Genomic DNA, 19534 nt, shown 5'->3' with positions numbered 1-19534 from the left:
CCCGCCAGTCGGTCCTCCGTCAGCAACAGGGCTGTCCACCCGTGTTGCGTGTGATATCAGCCAGAGACAGCAGATCGCTATGCAGGCGCTCCCGACTTCGCCTCATATCGAAGGAGCGTGTGAAGGAACGGAGGACGGCGCTTGTCCGAGACCGCAGACCGGGCCGAAACGGCTTGCCTGACCCATCTGCAGCGGCTGGAAGCCGAGTCGATCCATATCATGCGCGAAGTGGCGGCCGAATTCCGCAACCCCGTGATGCTGTATTCCATCGGCAAGGATTCGGCGGTGATGCTGCATCTGGCGATCAAGGCATTCTTCCCTTCCAAACCCCCCTTCCCGCTTCTCCATGTCGATACCGGCTGGAAATTCCGGGAGATGATCGAATTCCGCGAGGCGACCGTACGGCAACTAGGGCTGGAGCTGCTCGTCCACACCAACGAAGCCGGCCGTGCCGCCGGCGTGACGCCCTTCAGTCATGGCTCCTCCGCCTACACGCACATCATGAAGACCGAAGCACTGAAGGCGGCGCTCACGGAGCACGGCTTCGACGCAGCCTTCGGCGGGGCACGGCGCGACGAGGAGAAGAGCCGAGCCAAGGAGCGCATCTTCTCGTTCCGCACCGCCGGTCACGGCTGGGAGCCGAAGAGCCAGCGCCCGGAACTGTGGAACCTCTACAATGGCAGGATCCGCAAGGGTGAATCGATCCGCGTGTTCCCGCTCTCGAACTGGACCGAGCTGGATATCTGGCAGTACATTCTGCAGGAGGCGATCCCGATCGTGCCCCTGTATTTCGCGGCGGAGCGTCCGGTGGTGGCCCGCGACGGCCAGTTGATCATGGTGGACGACGAGCGGCTGCCGCTGGAGCCGGGCGAGACGCCCTCGATGAAGTCGATCCGCTTCCGTACGCTCGGCTGTTACCCGCTGACGGCGGCGATGGAGTCCACAGCGGCGACGCTTGCCGACATCGTTTGCGAGATGCTGGCCGCCCGAAGCTCCGAGCGCTCCGGGCGACTGATCGACCATGACGAGGCCGGATCGATGGAGAAGAAGAAGCGCGAGGGCTACTTCTGATGGACAAGGTGGATCGCGAGACCCCAGACCTCGCCGAATTTATGGATCATCACGACCGCAAGGACCTCTTGCGCTTTCTTACCTGCGGCTCGGTCGACGACGGCAAGTCGACGCTCATCGGGCGCCTGCTCTACGACACGAAGCTGCTGTTCGCGGACCAGCTGGCGACCCTGACGAAGGATTCGCGCAAGCACGGCACCGTCGGCGAGGACATCGATTTCGCCCTGCTGATGGATGGGCTCGAGGCCGAGCGCGAGCAAGGCATCACCATCGATGTCGCCTACCGCTTCTTTGCGACGGAGAAGCGGAAGTTCATCGTCGCCGACACGCCCGGCCACGAGCAATATACCCGCAACATGGCGACCGGGGCCTCCACGGCTGACCTCGCGGTGATCCTGATCGATGCGCGCAAGGGCGTGCTGACGCAGACCCGCCGCCACGCCTTCCTCGCCTCGCTGCTCGGCATCCGGCACGTGATCCTCGCGGTCAACAAGATCGACCTCGTCGGCCATTCCGAAGCGGTCTTCGACCAGATCGTCGCCGACTTTCGTGCCTTCGCCGTCGAGCTGAAGTTCGAGACGATCCAGCCCATTCCCCTGTCGGCGCGCTTCGGCGACAACGTCATCGTGCGTGGGCCCCATCTTGCCTGGTACGCCGGGCCGACGTTGCTCGAACATCTGGAGACGATCGAGGTCGGGCAGGCACTGCGCGACCGGCCGTTCCGGATGCCGGTGCAATGGGTGAACCGCCCGAACCTCGACTTCCGCGGCTATTCGGGCACCGTGGCCAGCGGACGGGTCGCGGTCGGCGACGTCGTCGCGGTGGCGACATCCGGTCGCACGAGTGTGGTCAGATCGATCGTGACCCATGACGGCGAGAAGCGGCAGGCCCTGGCCGGCGAGGCGGTGACGCTGGTCCTAGCCGACGAGATCGACGTCTCGCGCGGCGACATACTGGCGGACGCCGAAGCGAGACCGGAGGTCGCCGACCAGTTCGCGGCCCATCTCGTCTGGATGGACGACGAGCCGATGCTGTCCGGCCGTCCATACCTCCTGAAGATCGGCACCAGGACGGTCCCGGCGAGCTTCACCGAGATCAAGCACCAGATCGACGTCAACACGTTCCAGCACCTTGCGGCCAAGACGCTCACGCTCAACGAAGTCGCGGTCGTCAACATCTCGACCCAGGAGCCGATCGCCTTCGACCCCTATGAGGAGAACCACACCACCGGCGGCTTCATCGTCATAGACCGGCTGAGCAATCTGACGGTCGGCGCCGGCATGATCGACTATGCGCTCCGGCGGGCGCACAACATCCACTGGCAGGCGCTCGATCTCGACAAGAAGCGGCGGGCCGCGGCCAAGGACCAACGCCCCGCGGTGCTCTGGTTCACCGGCCTTTCCGGATCCGGCAAATCGACCGTGGCCAACCTGGTCGAGAAGCGGCTCTACGCCATGGGCCGGCACACCTACCTGCTGGACGGCGACAATGTCCGGCACGGGCTCAACCGCGACCTGGGGTTCACCGAGGCGGACCGGGTCGAGAACATCCGCCGCGTCGCCGAAACCGCCAAGCTCTTCGCCGACGCGGGCCTCATCGTGCTCTGCTCGTTCATCTCGCCGTTCCGCGCCGAACGGGACATGGCGCGGCGTCTCCTCGACCCTGGCGAGTTCATCGAGATATTTCTCGACACGCCGCTCGCCGTCGCCGAGCGGCGTGATCCCAAGGGCCTCTACAAGCGGGCGCGGGCCGGCGAGATCAAGAACTTCACGGGAATCGACAGTCCCTACGAGCCGCCGCCGAGCCCTGAAATCCGGCTAGTCGCCGCCGGCGCTACCGCGGAGACACTGGCCGAACAGGTCGTCGACTACCTGATCCATCACCGTTTTCTCTGATCCCCAAGGCCGCTCCCGGCCTCTCCACGCTCGATGCGGCAACGCCGATCCACCGGCATGCTTCTGCAGGAACCACGCAAGGCGGGAACGCAACGCCGCATGCGCCGACCACAGCGCGTCAGACGATCTCGATCTCCGGGAACGGAAACAGGAATTTTCCGCCGGCTGACCGGAACTCCCCTTCCCGGCGCAAGATGCCCTCCTTGAAATGCCAGGGCAGCACCAGGAAATAGTCCGGGTTCATCGCCCGTGCTTCGGCCTCCGAAATGATCGGGATATGGGTACCTGGGGTGACGCAGCCGAACTTGTCGGCATTGACCTCGGCGATAGCTGGAATCTCGGCGGCCGTCAGGTTGCAGAACTGCAGCGTGACGTTGCCCTTGGTGGAGGCACCGTACCCGATGATCTTCTTGCCGTCGGCAACCAGCGTCTTAATCAGCCGGGTCAGATCATCCCGGTGCCGGAAGACCCGCTCCTCGAACTCCCGGAACGGGCGGGGCGTACCAAGCCCCATGCGGTCTTCCTGCGCCAGCAGCCAATCCACCACGGTGCGGTTGGATTGGACAAGGCTGCGACCGGCATGGGTCGCGGTGACCGCGAAGCTGCCACCATTGATGTTGTTCATGACCACGTCGACGATCCGCAATCCGGCCGCCTCCACGATCTTCTCGACGACCGAAAGGGAATAGTATTCCAGATGCTCGTGGCAGATCGTATCGTAGGAGTTGGTGCGCAGCATCGCCGGCATGTAGCTCTGCTCGAAATGCCAGATGCCGTCAGGCGCAAGAATTTCGGCGACCTGCCGCGCGAACGCGATGGGATCGTCCAGATCGTAGAACATCGCGATCGAGGTGACGATCTTCGCCGACTTGTCGGAAACCGAGCGGAAGGCATCGGCACTGAAGAATTCCGGGACCAGCGTGATCTCTTCCGGATAGTAGGAGGCGAATTTCCGGCCCGTCGGGTCGATCCCGATGCGCCTGAGACCTGGCTCCGAGTACGCCTTTAGGGTGGTCGCGTCGTTGCTGCCGATGTCCACGATGACGTCGCCGCTGACCGGTCCCGCAAGGCGCTCGAGATACTTCACCTTGTGCGTGAGGTGGTCGACCATCGACTGGTTGAGCCCTGACCGGTAGCCATAGTTCTCCCCGTACATCTCGTCGGCGTCATAGCTGTGCCGCAGCTGCAGCAGACCACTGTCGGGGCTCCAGACCAGTTCCAGCGGTCCTTCCGTCACCTGCTCAGCGGGAGACTTCGGGAAGACGCCCGTTAAAGCCTGGCGACCGAGATCCAGTACGCTGACGAGGTGGGAGGTTCCGGATACGCGGCACTTTTCAATTTCGGTATAAGACACGCAGACTTAACCTCACTAAAAGATGCGTCCAAAGCCTTCAGCGTCCGATCGGTGCACTCAGATCGAGCCGGTGAGTTCTGTTGTGTTGCCTGAGCTCAAAGGTTCGGTCAAGCCATCCGCCTGTTCTCCGGCTACCGGTTTCCCCGAGCCAAGTAGGCCTGCAGCGTTGCATCTTCGGATGGCATCTGCCAAACCTCGGGCTGTTGACGATCACGCTGCAGAAGGTGACCGCCGAATGTGGAATGGGGCTGAGACCCGGTATACCCGTCATGTCCTGGCAGAAATCCGGTTCGGCATTCCGCAGGTCGGCAAGATCAACGGCGGCGGGCAAGTCGCCTCTCTCCTGAAAACGATTTCGAAGGCGGTGACGACCGCGCGGCAGCGCGGCTTTGGACGCAGCTGGCGAAAGAGTCTTGACGGTGTTCGGCGCTTATCCCGCCCCTTCCCCAACGTTTGCAGCGAGCCAGTCCCGACGGCACCTGAAGCATCCTTGCTCGCCGGTCGCCATCAGAGGGCACGCCCGCATTGAAAGCCAGGAATGCGAAACAGCGCACCAGCAAGGCTGCGGTCATGCAGCCTGTCACAACGGCAGCGGCTCCGCCGACGGCTAAAGAGCCCGCTTCGATGACAGACCAACTGGTTTCCTACGCCCAGAATTTCGAAGATATCCTGCTGAACAGGGTATTCGGCGGCAAGCGAACCGGATTCTACGTCGATATCGGCGCCTACAAGCCGGTCGAGGGGTCCGTCACCAAGCTGTTCTACGACCGGGGCTGGAGTGGCATCAATGTAGAGCCTGGCAGCGCCTTCGAGGAGTTGCAGGCGGCCCGTCCCCGTGACGTCAACCTGCGCATGGCGGTTCTGGACCGGACTGGCGAGGTGGCTTTCTTCGAAGACACCCGGGACCGGGGCACGTCGCATGTCACCGAGGAAACCGGCACCGCCACCGTCACCGTGCCCTGCGACACACTTGAGCGGATCATCGAAGCCCACGCCAACGGCAGGGTCATCGATTTCCTGAAGGTCGACGCCGAGGGTTCCGAAGGGGCGATCGTGCGCAGCACGGACTGGCGCATCGTGAGGCCGCCGGTCCTGGTATTCGAGGCGACGCGGCCCTGGAGCACGACGCTGGCAAATCAGGACTGGGAGCCGGTTCTTCAGGAACAGGGCTACAGCCGCGTCTTCTTCGACGGAATCAATTGCTTCTATGTTCCGGAAGAGCTCGCGGCTTCGCTGGCTCCTCACTTCGCCGCCCCCATCAATGTTCTCGACCGCGCGGTCAGGGCCGATCAGGTGATGCGCGAACAGGCTCTGATCGTCGAGCGGGAAGAGCTTCGCCAAAGGCTGACGTCCGCCGAGCAGGCCTTGGCGGAGTTCGACGATCAGGCCAAGGCCGCTGCCGGGCGGACAAGCGAGCTCGAAAGGCAGCTGGAAGTCGAGCGCGCCGACGGCGCCTCGCTGCGGCAGCGCCTGGACCAGACGGAATCCGCGCTTGCGCTGATGCGCCGGGAGGCGGAGGTCTACCATCGCCGGCTGGACGAGGATCTGGCCGTGCGCGACACCTTGCGGCAGCGCCTGCAGCAGACGGAAGCGGAAATGGCGCTGATGCGCCAGAAGGCCGAGCGGGACGACCGCTGGCTCGAGCAGGAACGCGCGGCCCACGAAATCTCGCGCCAGCGCCTGCAGCAGGCCGAAAGCGAAATCGCCCTCATTCGCGAGCAGACGGAGACCGAAATGGCCATACTCCGCAATCTGGCGGAGCAGGAGCGCCACAAGCTCGCAAGCGAGCTGGCGGCGCGCGATTCACTGCAAGAGCCACGGCAGTTGCAGCTTTCTGCCAGTACGGCGCTGGCGGACAGCCCGAGCGAACCGTCGTTGGAAACCGCTCCGGCCCGCATGAGCTTCGGCGCAAGGCTCCTGCAGCCGGTGAAGGTCATCGCATGGAGCGGCTACCGGCTGATCAGGCCGATCGTGCGCCCGATCGCATGGCGGACCCGCAACTTTCTCATGGTGCCGATTTCCCAGGCCATCGAGCAAGTTCGGGATGTCAGCCAACCGGACCTTTCGGAGGCCCTCCGTCGGGCTCTGGATGCCGACATGCAGGCCAAACAACAGGCCATGCAATCTGCGACGCGGAATGCGGAGATCCTCGTCACAACGGCAGAGCAGACCCTGGAACTCGTCCGGCAGTCGGCGGAGCAGACCGCGAATCTTGTCAGGCAGTCGGTGGAGCAAGCTGCGGAACTCACCCGACAATCGGCCGCCCAGAACGCAGAACAGCTGCGGCAGAGGGAGGAGCACTCGGCTGAATTTGGCAGGATCACCGGTGCAATCGAGAACGCTCTCCTGACGCTGACGCTCGAATCGGCTTCGCGTCGTCCGAAATCCGCTCCACTCGCCGCCGGGGGGCCGACGCAGGCGATCGCGCGACTGAATCTGCCGCAAGGAAGAGCAGCCGAGCTGCTCTATTTCCGCAGCGACATGAGCGTCGGCGGCCCCATCGCGGCCTCCGGCGAGTGGGAGCCGCACATGCGGCGCCTGCTCGAGCGCACCGTCCAGCCGGACTGGACCTGTCTCGACGTCGGCGCCAATATCGGCGCCCACACGATGTCGCTCGCCAGCCTTGCCTACATGGGCCAGGTGATCGGTTTCGAGGCTGATCCCGCCAACCACGCTCTGCTGGCGCACAACGTCGCTGCCCTCGGCGGCGCGGTCGCCGACACCGAAGTACTGAACCTGGCGCTGTGGGACTCGCCCGGCCGGCTTCGCCTGGGCCGTGTCGACGAATTCACCGGTTGCTCCTTCGTGAGTGCCGGAGCGCTCGATGAAGCGGACGTCGAGAAACATCTTCGCGATGTCGTCGATCCGGCTGCCACGAAGGGGCGCGCCCTGAGCCCGCGGACCTCCGAAGTCGAGGCTGCCACGCTCGATGGCTGGGTGAAGGAGAAGGCGCTGCAGCGCGTCGACCTCATCAAGATCGACGCCGAAGGCGCCGAGTCGCGGATTCTCTCCGGGGCCAGGGACGTACTGAAGCGCTTTCGGCCGCTCGTGCTCGTCGAGTACAACCCCGATTGCGCCAGCGTTCACTTCAAGGAGGAGCCGGATACGCTCTACCGCGCGCTCGCCGAATGCTTCGATGATCTCGGCGCCATCGAGCGGGACGGGACGGTGACGGCCATCGAGGACTGGGAGTCTCTCAAGGCGCGTCTGGACAGCGGCAAGGGCTGGGAGGATCTGGTATGCGGCTTCGCGTGAGCGGGCCCTCGGCGGAGCACGCCGAATGAGGATGGACATGATCCGGCCGCCGGACCTGACGCTCGTCGTCGACGTCCGCTGCCTGCAGGATCCGAATTTCGCCCGACGCGGTGTCGGCCGCCATGCTTTGGCACTGCTGCGCAACGCGCCCCAGCGCTTCCGGCTGATCGGCCTGTGCGATCCCGACCTGCCGCCGCTGATCCCCGAGGCGCGGGCGTGTCTCGCCGGGACGACGAACAATGCCTATGCGGCCGCCGGCGCCGACGGCTTCGTCGAACTCTCGCCGATGACCCACGATCCGCGCTTCGTCATGCGGCTGATGCAGGCGCCTGACCTGGTGCGCGTCACCGTGGTCTACGACTTCATCCCGCGCCGCAATCCGGCCTTCTATCTCGGTACGCCGTCGGCGCGGCTGGGCTACGCCGAAAACCTGCGCTGGCTGGCGAGCTTCGACCTGTTCTGCCCGATTTCGCGCAGCGCCGGGGACGACCTCGCCGATCTACTGGGGATCGCCGCCCATCGCATCCGCACCACCGGCGCGCCGGTCGATCCGGTGTTCGCCCGGGCGGCAGAGCACGAGGCGGGCCGGCAGGAGCCGCGGCACCTGCTTGTCGTGGCGGGGCCAGATCCGCGCAAGAACCCGGAGATCGCCATCCTCGCCCACGCACGCTCGCAGACGCTGCAGAGCCAAGGTATCCCGCTGGTCATCGCCGGCAATTACGGCCCCGACTACATTCGGCATTTCGCCGGGGTGACCGCCAATGCCGGCGGCCGGCCCGAGCTGCTCGAGGTTCCGGGCCATCTCGACGACGACGCGCTGGTCGATGTCTATGCCCGCGCCATCGCGCTGTTTGCGCCGTCGCGCGACGAGGGTTTCTCGCTGCCGGTCGTGGAGGGCATGGCTGCCGGGCTGCCCTCCGTCGGCAGTGACATACCGGCGCATCGCGAGTTGCTGCCGGACGACAGGGACCGGTTCTCGCCGGACGACGTGGTGGGGCTTTCGGCCCTGATGGAGCGCCTAGCCTTCGGCCCGGAGCTGCGCGCCGAAACCGTCGCCCGGCAGGCCGGGGTCTGGCGCCGCTATCTCGACCACGAGGTCGGCAGCCGTTTCTGGAACGCCATATCGCGCCGCTTCGCGTCCTATGTCCGCCTGCCGCATCCGATGCTGGTGCGCGGCCGCCGGCCGCGGGTGGCCCTGCTCACCCCGCTGCCGCCCGACCGGTCCGGGGTGGCGGACTATACCGCCGCGACGATCGCCGAACTCGGGCAGCTGGTCGATCTCGACGTGTTCACCCAGACCGCCGATCCCGCGCCGACGCCGGGTGCCGCCAGCGTTCGACCGCTCGACAGCTTCGCCCATGTCGCGCCGTGCTTCGACCGGGTGATCAGCGTCATCGGCAACTCGCACTTCCACACCCCCATATTCGAGATGCTGCGCCGCTACGGAGGGGCCGCCATCGCCCACGATGCGCGCATGCTCGGTTTCTACCGGATCCTGCTCGGCGAGCAGCGCGCCCTCGACGTGGCCAGCCGCGAGCTCGGGCGGAAGGTGGAGGTTGCCGAACTGAACGGCTGGCTGGCGGACGAGGGCTCGGCCAAGGCGCTGTTCCTGGGCGAGATCCTCGAGGCGGCCTCGCCGATGATCGTGCATTCGCCGGTGACCGTGCGCCTCCTCGCCGAGCGGCACGGCACACCGCCCGCCTACGTGCCCTTCAGCATCTATCGCCCGTGGGATCCGCAGGCGCTGACGCCCCTCGCCCGCGCAGCCGCGCGCCAGCGTCTCGGGCTTGCCGACGACGAGGTCGCGATCGCCAGCTTCGGCGGCGTGTCACCCAGCAAGGCGCCGGAAGAGTGCGTCTGGGCGCTCGACTTCCTGCGGCAATGGGGCATCCCGGCCAGCCTGCACTTCGTCGGGAACCTCCGCGACATGCACGACGGCGGCGCCCATCTGCGTGCCGTCGTGGAGCGCCTCGGACTGAGGAATCACGTCCGCTTCCAGGACGACTTCGTGCCGGAGCAGACCTATCGCGACTATCTCGTCGGCGCCGACCTCGCCCTGCAGCTGCGCACCTATACGCTGGGCGGCCTGTCCGGCGCGCTGCTCGACTGCGCGGCGGTGGGCCTGCCGACCGTCGCCAACCGGTCGCTCGCCGACGCCGTGGGTGTTCCGGCAAGCTATAATCGCGGCGTGAACGATGCGCTGAGCCCGCTGCTGATCGCCGAAGCACTGGCCGAGCTGCACGAGGCGGGGCTCGGGCGCCAGCGGCCGGAAGAAGAGCGGCGTGCCTTTTCGGAGGAACGCAGCCTCGCCCGCTATTCCCAGCGGCTCTGCCGCGTGCTCGGCCTCGGCGTCGAAGCTGCGCAGTGGCGCGTGCCGGAGCATCGCACAGGATGAGCGACGTCATCTTCGACTGTACGGAATTGTATCAGAACCCCATTAGGACCGGGATTCAGCGGGTCGTCCGCGAGATGCTGCGGAACTGGCCCGACGACGGGCCGCGTCTGCATGTCGTGCGGTACGACGTCGACCGGGCACTTGTCCGGCTTTCAGAACAAGCCGTACGCGTGCTCGCCGATCAGGAGGCCGGCACCGATTGTCTGTCGCGCGACGAGATCGCGTTGCGCCTCGCTGCGGTCGATGCACCGCCTCCCGAGCCGCTCCCTGAGGACGCGGTCTATTTCATCCCCGAGGTCTTCTACGACACGCTGCGCTGCCGCTACTACGAGTGTCTGATGAAAGCTCACGGGAAGACCCTGGCGATGCTCGGCTACGATTTCATCGTCTATCTCAAGCCGCATCTGTTCAACCTGCGGACTTGTCTCGGCCAGATCGAGTATCTGCGCCTGATCGCCAAAGCGCAGCACGTGGCGCATATCAGTGAGGCCACTCGGCGCGACTACGAGGGCCGCATCCTGCACGCGGGCTCGCCGCGCAAGGGCCCGGTGCTGCCACTCGGCGCCGATGGGCTGAACATGGAGCGCCAGACCTGGCACCCCGACCGCAGGAACTTCGTCGCGCTGGGCTCGATCGACCAGCGCAAGAACCAGCAGATGATCTTCGAGGCGTTCCGCATGCTCTGGCGCGACGGCCACGATGCCCGGTTGACCCTTATCGGGCGAGCATTTGCCGCCGCCGATATCGCCTGGCTGGACGAGGCCCGGAACTACGAACAGTTCCAATGGCTCGACGAGGCCTCGGACGAGAACATCCGCCGCGAACTCGCGGCCGCCCGGTGCACCATCTACGTTTCCGAGGCAGAGGGCTACGGCCTGCCGCCGGTCGAAAGCCTGGCGGTGGGTATTCCGGTGATCACGACAGCCGCCATGCCGAGCCTCGAGGGCCTGCCAACGGTCGGCCAGATCCGGCTGGAGGATGTGACCGCAGCAGCCATTGCCGAGGCGGTGGAAACGATGCTGACGGACAAGGCGGCAAGCCGGCTATGGAAAGACCTGCGACAACTCGAGTTGTCGGGATGGGCGGACCTCGGAAGCCAGACCGCTCTTTGGCTCGAAACCGTATCGGCGGACCGCGATCACGGCGTCGCTACAGCCATGGAGACTGTCCGCCTGACGGGCACCTCGTGAACCCTACGGATTGGAACTGGCACCGGGGCTCGACCGGAAACTGTTTGAATGAAGACGCCGGATCCCATCACCGTTTCTGCCACCATCATATTTGACGCAGCACGCCCGGCATTCCATGCTCGCCGGCACCATCCAGAGGTCAGGATCGATCATGAGCAGTATCGGGCAGACACACGATGCCAATAGTGCCAACCCAGCCGTGCAGCAGCTTGCTGCACAGGTGAACGCCTTGCCCTGGCACCACCAGATTGATTTCGGCAACGGGATACTCTCGCCCGGGAAGGCGCCGATCAGCCTTTTCCGCGAACAGGCCGAGATCTATTTCCGCGACATCATAACAGGCAAGAGCTTCCTCGATATCGGTTGCTGGGACGGGTTCAACAGCTTCGAGGCCCGGCGGCGGGGTGCGTCGCGCGTCCTGGCCGCAGACCATTTCGCGTGGTCGGATCAATGCTGGGGAGATCGCGCCTCCTTCGAACTCGCCCGCAAGCATCTCGCGCCCGAGGTCGAGGCGATCGACATCGATCTGCCGGACATGACTCCCGACACCGTGGGCCGGTTCGACGTCGTCCTGTTTGCCGGCGTCTTCTATCACCTGCGCCACCCGTTCCTCGTCTTGGAGAACATCGCTCGGCTTTCCAAGGAATGGCTGATCATCGAGACGCACATGGACGCCGCGAACGTTCCACAACCGGCGATGATCTTCTACCCGACCACCGAACTGGCCAACGACCCGACGAACTGGTGGGGACCCAATCGGGCCTGCGTGGAAGCGATGCTCCGCGATGTCGGATTTCCGCATGTCGAGTTCACGCCGAACCCGCAACATCCGAACAGGGGGATCTTTCGGGCCAAACGGCAGCAGTGAGAAGCACTGCATCAGCTAGGCGACCGGGGAAGCGGGCCTCCTTCTCAGGATCAGATCATTCACGGAATTATTCAGGACGACATTTGAGTAGACGATCGCTTCCGCGGTCGCGATCGTCTCACTGGCATCATTTCCTTTTCCGACCATTTGCCTCTGCTGAAAATGATGACAGATCCAGCGGGCAAAAAGCATCGGATTGGTTTCTCCAAACGCCATCAGGCACCAGGAATTGAACTCCAGGTAAATGATCGGATTGAAGCGCTCGATCGTTTGAAGCGCCCCCTTCAGGACCTGCGGCTCAAACCCCTCCACATCGACCTTGATGAAATCCACCCGGTCCAAGCCTAACGCGTCGACGATGCCGTCGACTGTTCCCATAGGGACGACTACAGATGTCTCCTTCTGCGTCACATGTCCAAATGCGGAGTCACCCGCAAAATATGCCTCGCCGGCGTTCGCGCCGACCGCCATCTGCCGAATGACGACATTCTGCAATCCGTTCGCTTCGACATTAGTTCTCAGAAGGTCGAATACTGGTGGATTTGGCTCAAAAGCATAGACGTGACGCGCCACTTGGCTCAAAGCGCAAGCCGTGAGGCCGATATTAGCGCCAATATCCAAAGCGATACTATCTTCGCTCAGCCGCGATGAGACAGTTTGGAGGAGATCGTCTCCGAAACGAGAACCGAGGCTTGAGGAGTACGCATCACCACCACCCAGTACATGAATCAGGAATTGCCTTCCTCCGATCCAAATCTGCTTAGAATCGACCAAGATTACTACCTTTCAGAAACTTGGATTATCCGAAATACTTGCCATGCACTAGACCGTCGTACAAGGCACGATCGCGAACCAGGACGGTTCTAAGAACCTCATATATCTCTGAGCTTAAATCCGGGGTAGGGCCTTCTCCTCTATTCTGTCGGCCGAGAGGCGCCGCCGTCACACCTAGTGCCGCCGACAATTGATCCACAAGGTTCTGCGCTCTTTCGACAGGAGCGACATACGTATTCTCTATTTCTAAAAGGGCCCTTAGCGGATCTTCAGCCATCTGAATACCGAAGAATGCGCATTGCTGATCTCGTACGATTTCTCCGAAGCGATGCATCACATCCTCGTCAAAATTACCACAAAGACCAAGCCGCTCTACTTCGGAGGGGATTTTCATAATATATCTGTAGTAACTTAAAGCGCGAGAAATAGGCTCGCGAAGGGTCGACACATACACAACGGGAAATTGTATTTCCCTTGCCTGCTCTATATTGAAATGCCCTCCAATTACTTTAAAGGGTTCTATTTTTTCTTGGTTGCTCAAATCCTCTAAGCTTATCTCCTTGCCCAGCCACCCTACTTTGTCGCTACCCACGATACTACGAAGATAGAAATTTATACTAGTGCCTGCAGTCTTAGGTATATGTAGATATACAACCTTTTCATCTGCCGAAATTGGTCTGATTGAGCGCATAGCATTCCTCCAAGCCATCAACCCATGCCTTTAGGGAGGTCGTCGGTCAAGCAGGAATGCTTGAGCCCGCTCTGCCTCTTCGATCAGATGTGCGGAGACGAGATGTCTCGCCACGGACTAAATCTGAAAGGCGCCCGCCACACGCAGTATTGCGTTACTCCCAAAATTTGCTTCGCTGATTGGCCCGGTACCCATGGCCGTCGCCTGCCGGAGATCGACCCTGGTTCCGTTCGTCGTGCCGACCAAGTAACCCGTCAGCCCCGCCATGCCCCCATAAAACGGTGTGGTGACGAGGCCCGGATTGGCGGCGTTCATGTTGAAGGGGAAGCCGGTGATCGCGGCGGCGCCGGTGGCGGTTCCCTTGGAGGAGATCTGGACCAGCAGCGAGAAGAAGCCGATCCGGCCGATCTTGGTGTAGCTGCCGCTCTGGGCGACATAGACGATGCCGGTGCTGGCGCCGCCGAAGCTGAGGCCGGGCGTGAAGCTGCCTTCGGCGTAGTCGTCCAGCGTGTTCGGGTCGCTCGACGGGTTCGGCATGGGCGGAAAGCGCAGCTGGCCCGCCGGCAGCGAGACAAGGCCGCTGCCGGCGACGGTCAGCGCCTCCGTCCAGGCGCCGCCATCGGCCGAAACCTTCACGTGCAGGTCGTCGTCGCCCGCCAGACCGATCTCCGCACGGCCGGAGAAGCCGTCCTGGAAGAGCACGCTCGCCGTCTGACCGGCCGCGGCCTTGTTGATCTTAAGCTGGTGGCCGGCGCCTTCATGGGTGAAGAGGCTGGCGGCAGAGGCAACGGCCAGACGGTTCGTCTGGTCGGAGGCTGCATTGACGCCGAAGCGGGCGATGCTGGCGCCGCCATTGGTCGCGAACTCGCTCCACGCCCCGTCGCGCCGCACGACGAAGGCCGCCGCGTCGGCGACATAGGCCATCCAGCCGTCCGCCGCCGCAATGAAGCTCCAGGCGCCGAAAGCAAAGAGCGCGATGCGTCCCTCCTGCCCGGCCCAGGCGCCGGTCGCGTTCGCCGGCACGATATAGGCCGCCCCCTCGGCGGGTCCGGCCGGCGGCGTGGCAAGGGTCCGGCTGATGACGGAGGGCTGCACCAGCGCGTCGAGCAGGCGCAGCGCCTCGTTGTGGGTGACATGCTTCTGCGCCTGCTGGGGCAAGATGAAGGGAAGGCTGAGCCTCGGGGTCGTCTCCATGGGTGGGCATCCTCCTGCGCTTGGACCGGGCCCATCCTAGGGCCGGTCCAAGCACCGGGGATAAGTCACGCGCGGCGGCGTTCGCTGTGCCTGCCGTCTCGCGCGGGATCGCGGGCGCGGCTGCGGCCCTTCAACGACCGGAGGCCGCTGGCGGATTCAGGGAAGCTGGTCCTCCAGCACCTGCGCGTCCCCGACGTCTTCGCGGCTCACCACCTGGCCATGCTCGAGCTGGATGATCTGTGTGCAGTATTTCTTCAGAAGCGCCGTCGAATGCGAGGCGAGCACGAAGATGCTCGATTTCTCGATGAACTGGCCCATGCGGATCTGCGCCCGCTGCTGGAACTCGGCGTCACCGGCGCCCAGCACCTCGTCGATCAGCAGGATTTCCGGCTGGGCGGCGGTGGCCACGCCGAAGGAGAGCCGGGTCTTCATGCCGTCGGAATAGGTTCGCACCGGCATCGAGAGGAATTCGCCGAGCTCGGAGAATTCCTCGATGTCGGGGATACGGCTCTTCGACTCGGCACGGGAGGCCCCCAGCATCATCCCCATGCGCATGATGTTCTCGTAGCCCGTCAGCTCGGGCTCCATGCCGGCGCCAAGGCCGAAGACGGTGGAAACCCGGCCCTCGATGGTGATGCGGCCGCGCGTCGGCGTGAAGATGCCGGCAAGCGTGCGCAGCAAGGTGGATTTGCCCGAACCGTTGTGGCCCACGAGGCCGATCCGGTCGCCCTTGCGCAGTTCGAGATTGATGCCGTCGAGCGCCTTGACGGTGACGATGCGCCGGTCCTCGCGGGAGATCCGCCCGCCGGTGCTCACCGCCAGCAGCTGGTGGCGCAGGCTCATCGATCCCGCGTTGTAGATCGGATATTCGATCGCGACGTCCTCGAGGCTGATCCTGGCCATGGCGGCTACACCCAGAACGGCAGACGGGCGGCCTTGGCGCGCGTCATCGCCAGAGCGAGGATCCATCCCACCACCGCCATGCCGATGGTGACGGCATATACCGACAGGCTCGGCACGATGCCCTGGACCGGGTCGCGGACGACTTCGATCCAGTAGGCGATCGGGTTGATGGTCATGAAGACGTCCAGCCCCTCGAAGTCCCGCGAGCGGAACAGCACCGGCGACAGAAAGAACAGGACCGGCATGATCGAATTGATCAGCGGATCGAGATCCCGGTAACGCGCGCCCAGGAACCCGACGAGCTGGATGACCCAGAACAAATTGGCGAGCACGAGCAGAAGGCCGAAGATCGACAGGAAGGCCAGCGGCGAAAGCGTCGCGGGGTAGAGCGCCAGGACGATCGCCACGATCACCAGATTATGGACGAAATTGACGATCTGCGTGAACAGCTGCTGGAGGGAAATGCGCCATGTGGGGGTGCGCATGTTCTTGATGATCGACGCCTTGGAATGGAACACGTTGGCCGCCGATACGACGCAGCCAGCCACGAGCTGCCAGAGCACCAGTCCGACGGTGAGCATCGGCAGGAACGTCTCGCGGTCGACGTCCAGGATGACGCTCCAGACGAGGCCGAGGCCGCCGACACCGAGAATGGTGCTGAGCACCAGCCAGAAAGGTCCGAGCACGCTGCGCTTGTAGCGGGCGCGCGTATCGCTCCAGGCGAAATACCATGCCAGAGCGATCTCGCGCCTGAGATTGTCCATCTGCGACGGATCGCGACTGGCCCCGGCGGTGATCGAGCTAGTTTCCGGCACGCTCATCTCGTCTCCTGCACGGGACGCTGCATTTTGCCCGCGCATTCGGACGCCCGGCTTCGGTCACGCACAGTCGCGTGGTTTCGCAGCACGTCGATGCCTTGTCAACGCGCGGCAACAGCTGGCCCGACGGACTGAAGGCCCCACCGGTCATACGCCGGCACCGAGGACGACGGCGCGCATGCCGGCGATGAAGCGCTGCTCGGAAAACATTTCCGCCCGCGCCTCGCAGGCCCCGCGCATGGCAGCCGCCCGGGGCGCCGACAGTCGGCCGACGGCATCGGCGATATCGGCCGGACGAAAACCGGGCGGCAGCAGGATGCCGGTCTCGCCGTCGACGATCGTCTCGCGCAGGCCGCCTTCCGCGACGCCGATCACCGGCTTGCCGGCGGCCATCGATTCCACCGGCGACATGCCGAAATCCTCCTCCACCGGCACGTAGATCGTGGCGATGGCCTCGCCGATCAGCCGGCGCAGCCGGTCCTCCTCGACCCAGCCGAGGAAGGTGATGTTGGGCGCATCCTTGGCGCGCCGGCGCAGGTTCTCCAGCTCGTCGCCGCCGGAGGCCACCACGAGTTGCCGGTCGGGCATCGTGCGGAAGGCATCGACGATGCGGTCGACCCGCTTCAGCCCGGCCAGCCGCGCGGTGGAGAGGTAATAACCCTGCTGGCCGCCCCAGACGAAGCTCTTCGTGTCGCAGGGCGGGTAGACGACGGTGCTGTCGCGGCCGAGGAAGGAGCGAATGCGCTCCCGCACGGTTTCGGAATTGGCGACGATCGTGTCCATCCGGCCAACCGCCGCCTCGAAGCCGCGGCGGAACTGCGCGAGCCCAGCCTTTTTCAGCATGCCGGTCGGACCGCCGAGCATCGACGAGAAGTGCTCCCGCTGGTCGTAGAGAAACCGCGGCGGGGTGTGGCAGTAGAAGATGTTCCGGCCGGCGCTGCCAGCCTCGGGCGCCGCGAAAGGCGCCGCCACGCCGGAGAAGACGCGTACCCCGTGGCGCGCCGCCCGCCGGCGCTCCATCGCGAAGCGGGCGGCCAGCGCGGCGGCCCGCAAGCCCGGGCGTCGTAGCGCCATCGGCAGGTTCAGGTCGCGGTTCCCCGGCGGGAACATCGTCTCGTCGTAGCTCTCCGGGCTGCGATAGCCGAACAGGAGATCCGCGCCGACGGCGTCCGCCAGCGTGAGGACCAGTCGCTCCCCGCCTCCCCTGATGGCGAAGTAATCATGGACCACCAAGGGCCGGCCGGCATTCCCGGAAAGTTTCAAACGCGACCGATCCTGTTCGCGACCTGCGGAGGCACACTGCGCAGGCCGGGCGTCAGCCTTTCGTGGGACGATCAAGCAAGGCCGCGAGGGTCGGGCCCGGCGCAACGACGAGGTCCGTCTCCGCCTGATCCGCTCGACCAGATGTCAGGCGGCCTACCCGTCAGCTCCGTGCGTAGATGTCCTCGATGCGGACGATATCGTCCTCGCCCGTGTAGGAGCCGACCTGCACCTCGATGATCTTGAGGTCGATCTTGCCGGGATTGTGCATCCGATGCGTGCAGCCGATCGGCAGATAGGCCGCCTCGTTCTCGTGATAGTGCTTCACGACGCCGTCGATCGTGACCTGGGCCGTGCCGTGCACGACGACCCAATGCTCGGCCCGATGATGATGGCGCTGGAGCGAGAGCGTTCCGCCCGGATGGACGCAGATGTGCTTCACCTGGAAGCGATCGCCGATATCGATGCGCTGGTACCATCCCCAGGGGCGATGGATGCGCAGATGATCGGTCGCTTCGCCGTAGCCCTGGGCCTGGAGCTGCGCGACGAGTTCCTTCACGCGCGGCGCCTCGGACTTTGCGGCGACGAGCACCGCGTCGGTGAGTGCGACGACGACCACGTCCTTCAGCCCGATCACGGTCGTCAGCGGCCCCTCGGAGCGCACCAAGCTGCCGTTGGTGCCGAGGACCGAGACCGGCCCTTCCAGCACATTGCCGTCGGCATCGGCCGTCTTGATGTCGTAGATCGAATCCCACGAGCCGATGTCGGACCAGCCGAAGGTCGCGCGCATCACGCCGGCGCGGCGGGTCTTCTCCATCACCGCATAGTCGATGGAGATCTTCGGCGCGAGCGCGAAGGCGGCGGCGTCGAGGCGCAGGAAGTCGAGGTCACGCGTACCACCAGCGAGTGCGGCCCGCGCCGCGGCCAGCACCTCCGGCGCGTAGGCCTCGAGTTCCTCCAGCATCATGTCGGCACGAAACAGGAAGTTGCCGCCGTTCCAGAGGAAGCCCCGCGAAACGTAGTCCTGCGCGCGCTCCGCGTCCGGTTTCTCTACGAAGCGGTCGATATCGAACGCACCCTCGACGCCGAGCGGCGCCCCGCACTCGATGTAACCATAGGCCGTGGAAGGCTGCGTCGGCACGATGCCGAGCGTCATGATGCGGCCCTCGCGCGCGGCCTTTGCTGCCGCGGTGCAGTTGGCCACGAACTGATCGGTGCCCGTCACGACATGATCGGCGGCGAGAATGAGGCAGACCGATTCCGGATCGCGCTCGCATCCCATCAGCGCGCCGATCGCGACGGCGGCCGCCGAATCGCGCCGCTGGGGCTCGAGCACGATCTCGCCGTCGACGCCCGCGGCCTTCATCTGCTCGGCTACCACGAAGCGGAAATCGTTCCCGGTCACGACGATCGGACGGGCGAAGCCCGGACCGGTCACGCGGCGAAGCGTCTCCTGAAACGTCGAGCGTCCATCTTCCATGAGGGTGATAAACTGCTTCGGCATCGTCTCGCGGGACACCGGCCAGAGCCGGGTGCCCGATCCGCCCGCCATGATGATGGGCGTGATGCTGGCGTGTCGGTCGAACTCGCTCATGAACTGAGGAAACTCCAAGATTTGACGGGCGCCGACTTGCTCAAGCAAGCTTGGCCTAAATTCACGTCTAATACACGTCAAGCCTTGCGAGGAATACACCGAGCTATCGCCGACGTTTGTAACCGGCTGCGCCGCCCGTCGGCACCGCCGTCATCATCGCCGCCCGGGCGGCAGGTTCCGCCGAACCTGGTGCTTCCGCCGCGCGGACCCATGTCACCGCTCGTCGGTTCCTGCGCGGACGCGGCCGAGCGCCGGGACCGTAAGCGCGATTG

14 protein-coding genes and 1 pseudogene are annotated in these 19534 nt (G+C 64.6%); 7 read left to right on the top strand and 8 right to left on the bottom strand.

Annotation, left to right across the window (positions count from 1 at the left end; translation table 11 throughout):
• Positions 1-141 precede the first annotated feature (141 nt).
• Both cysD and cysN read left to right on the top strand, forming a co-directional pair.
• Positions 142-1071 carry a sulfate adenylyltransferase subunit CysD gene (gene cysD / locus GGR03_RS10560; protein ID WP_183207728.1) on the top strand — a complete coding sequence of 310 codons (930 nt, stop codon included), beginning with the start codon at positions 142-144 and terminating at the stop codon, positions 1069-1071.
• Entirely contained in the window at positions 1071-2966 is a 1896-nt protein-coding gene (gene cysN / locus GGR03_RS10555) for a sulfate adenylyltransferase subunit CysN (RefSeq protein WP_183207726.1), read from the top strand. The genes cysD and cysN overlap by 1 nt, the downstream gene beginning before the upstream one ends.
• A 118-nt stretch (positions 2967-3084) precedes the next feature.
• Here cysN and GGR03_RS24745 read toward each other — a convergent pair whose 3' ends face one another.
• Positions 3085-4320 carry a methyltransferase domain-containing protein gene (locus GGR03_RS24745; protein WP_183207725.1) on the bottom strand — a complete coding sequence of 412 codons (1236 nt, stop codon included), beginning with the start codon at positions 4318-4320 and terminating at the stop codon, positions 3085-3087.
• Between the two features lie 570 nt (positions 4321-4890).
• Here GGR03_RS24745 and GGR03_RS24260 point away from each other — a divergent pair.
• From GGR03_RS24260 to GGR03_RS10530, 5 genes and pseudogenes are all read left to right on the top strand, one after another.
• Positions 4891-5436, top strand: a pseudogene (locus GGR03_RS24260) (FkbM family methyltransferase); the annotation flags it as partial.
• Between the two features lie 480 nt (positions 5437-5916).
• Positions 5917-7575: an FkbM family methyltransferase gene (locus tag GGR03_RS24255; RefSeq protein WP_246367883.1), complete on the top strand. Its 1659-nt coding sequence runs from the start codon at positions 5917-5919 to the stop codon at positions 7573-7575.
• A gap of 25 nt (positions 7576-7600) precedes the next feature.
• Positions 7601-9970, top strand: coding sequence for a glycosyltransferase (locus tag GGR03_RS10540; protein WP_183207721.1), 2370 nt, complete (start codon positions 7601-7603; stop codon positions 9968-9970).
• On the top strand, positions 9967-11160 hold the full coding sequence (locus GGR03_RS10535) for a glycosyltransferase (RefSeq protein WP_183207719.1): 1194 nt from the start codon (positions 9967-9969) through the stop codon (positions 11158-11160). Before GGR03_RS10540 ends, GGR03_RS10535 begins: the two co-directional genes overlap by 4 nt.
• Before the next feature lie 151 nt (positions 11161-11311).
• Complete coding sequence (locus tag GGR03_RS10530) at positions 11312-12028, top strand: DUF1698 domain-containing protein (protein ID WP_183207718.1); 717 nt, start codon at positions 11312-11314, stop codon at positions 12026-12028.
• A gap of 15 nt (positions 12029-12043) precedes the next feature.
• Here the strand turns inward: GGR03_RS10530 and GGR03_RS10525 are convergent, their stop codons facing one another.
• The 7 genes from GGR03_RS10525 to GGR03_RS10495 all read right to left on the bottom strand — a co-directional run bounded on the left by GGR03_RS10525 (position 12044) and on the right by GGR03_RS10495 (position 19262).
• On the bottom strand, positions 12044-12802 hold the full coding sequence (locus tag GGR03_RS10525; RefSeq protein ID WP_183207717.1) for an FkbM family methyltransferase: 759 nt from the start codon (positions 12800-12802) through the stop codon (positions 12044-12046).
• A gap of 25 nt (positions 12803-12827) precedes the next feature.
• Positions 12828-13493 (bottom strand): sulfotransferase family 2 domain-containing protein, encoded by a 666-nt coding sequence (locus GGR03_RS10520; RefSeq protein WP_183207716.1) that lies wholly within the window; start codon positions 13491-13493, stop codon positions 12828-12830.
• A 117-nt stretch (positions 13494-13610) separates the two neighbouring features.
• Positions 13611-14687: a DUF2793 domain-containing protein gene (locus GGR03_RS10515; protein WP_183207715.1), complete on the bottom strand. Its 1077-nt coding sequence runs from the start codon at positions 14685-14687 to the stop codon at positions 13611-13613.
• Positions 14688-14843: 156 nt separating this feature from the next.
• Complete coding sequence (locus GGR03_RS10510; RefSeq protein ID WP_425486710.1) at positions 14844-15530, bottom strand: ABC transporter ATP-binding protein; 687 nt, start codon at positions 15528-15530, stop codon at positions 14844-14846.
• 65 nt (positions 15531-15595) lie between these two features.
• Positions 15596-16411, bottom strand: a complete 816-nt coding sequence (locus tag GGR03_RS10505; RefSeq protein WP_183207713.1) for an ABC transporter permease — start codon at positions 16409-16411, stop codon at positions 15596-15598.
• Positions 16412-16555: 144 nt separating this feature from the next.
• Positions 16556-17671, bottom strand: coding sequence for a glycosyltransferase (locus GGR03_RS10500; RefSeq protein ID WP_183207712.1), 1116 nt, complete (start codon positions 17669-17671; stop codon positions 16556-16558).
• 160 nt (positions 17672-17831) lie between these two features.
• Positions 17832-19262: a mannose-1-phosphate guanylyltransferase/mannose-6-phosphate isomerase gene (locus tag GGR03_RS10495; RefSeq protein WP_183207711.1), complete on the bottom strand. Its 1431-nt coding sequence runs from the start codon at positions 19260-19262 to the stop codon at positions 17832-17834.
• Positions 19263-19534 lie beyond the last annotated feature (272 nt).

Origin of the sequence: Aurantimonas endophytica (assembly GCF_014196845.1) — a bacterium.
Taxonomy (GTDB): Bacteria; Pseudomonadota; Alphaproteobacteria; order Rhizobiales; family Rhizobiaceae; genus Aurantimonas; species Aurantimonas endophytica.
This window is presented reverse-complemented; position numbering and strand designations above follow the sequence as displayed.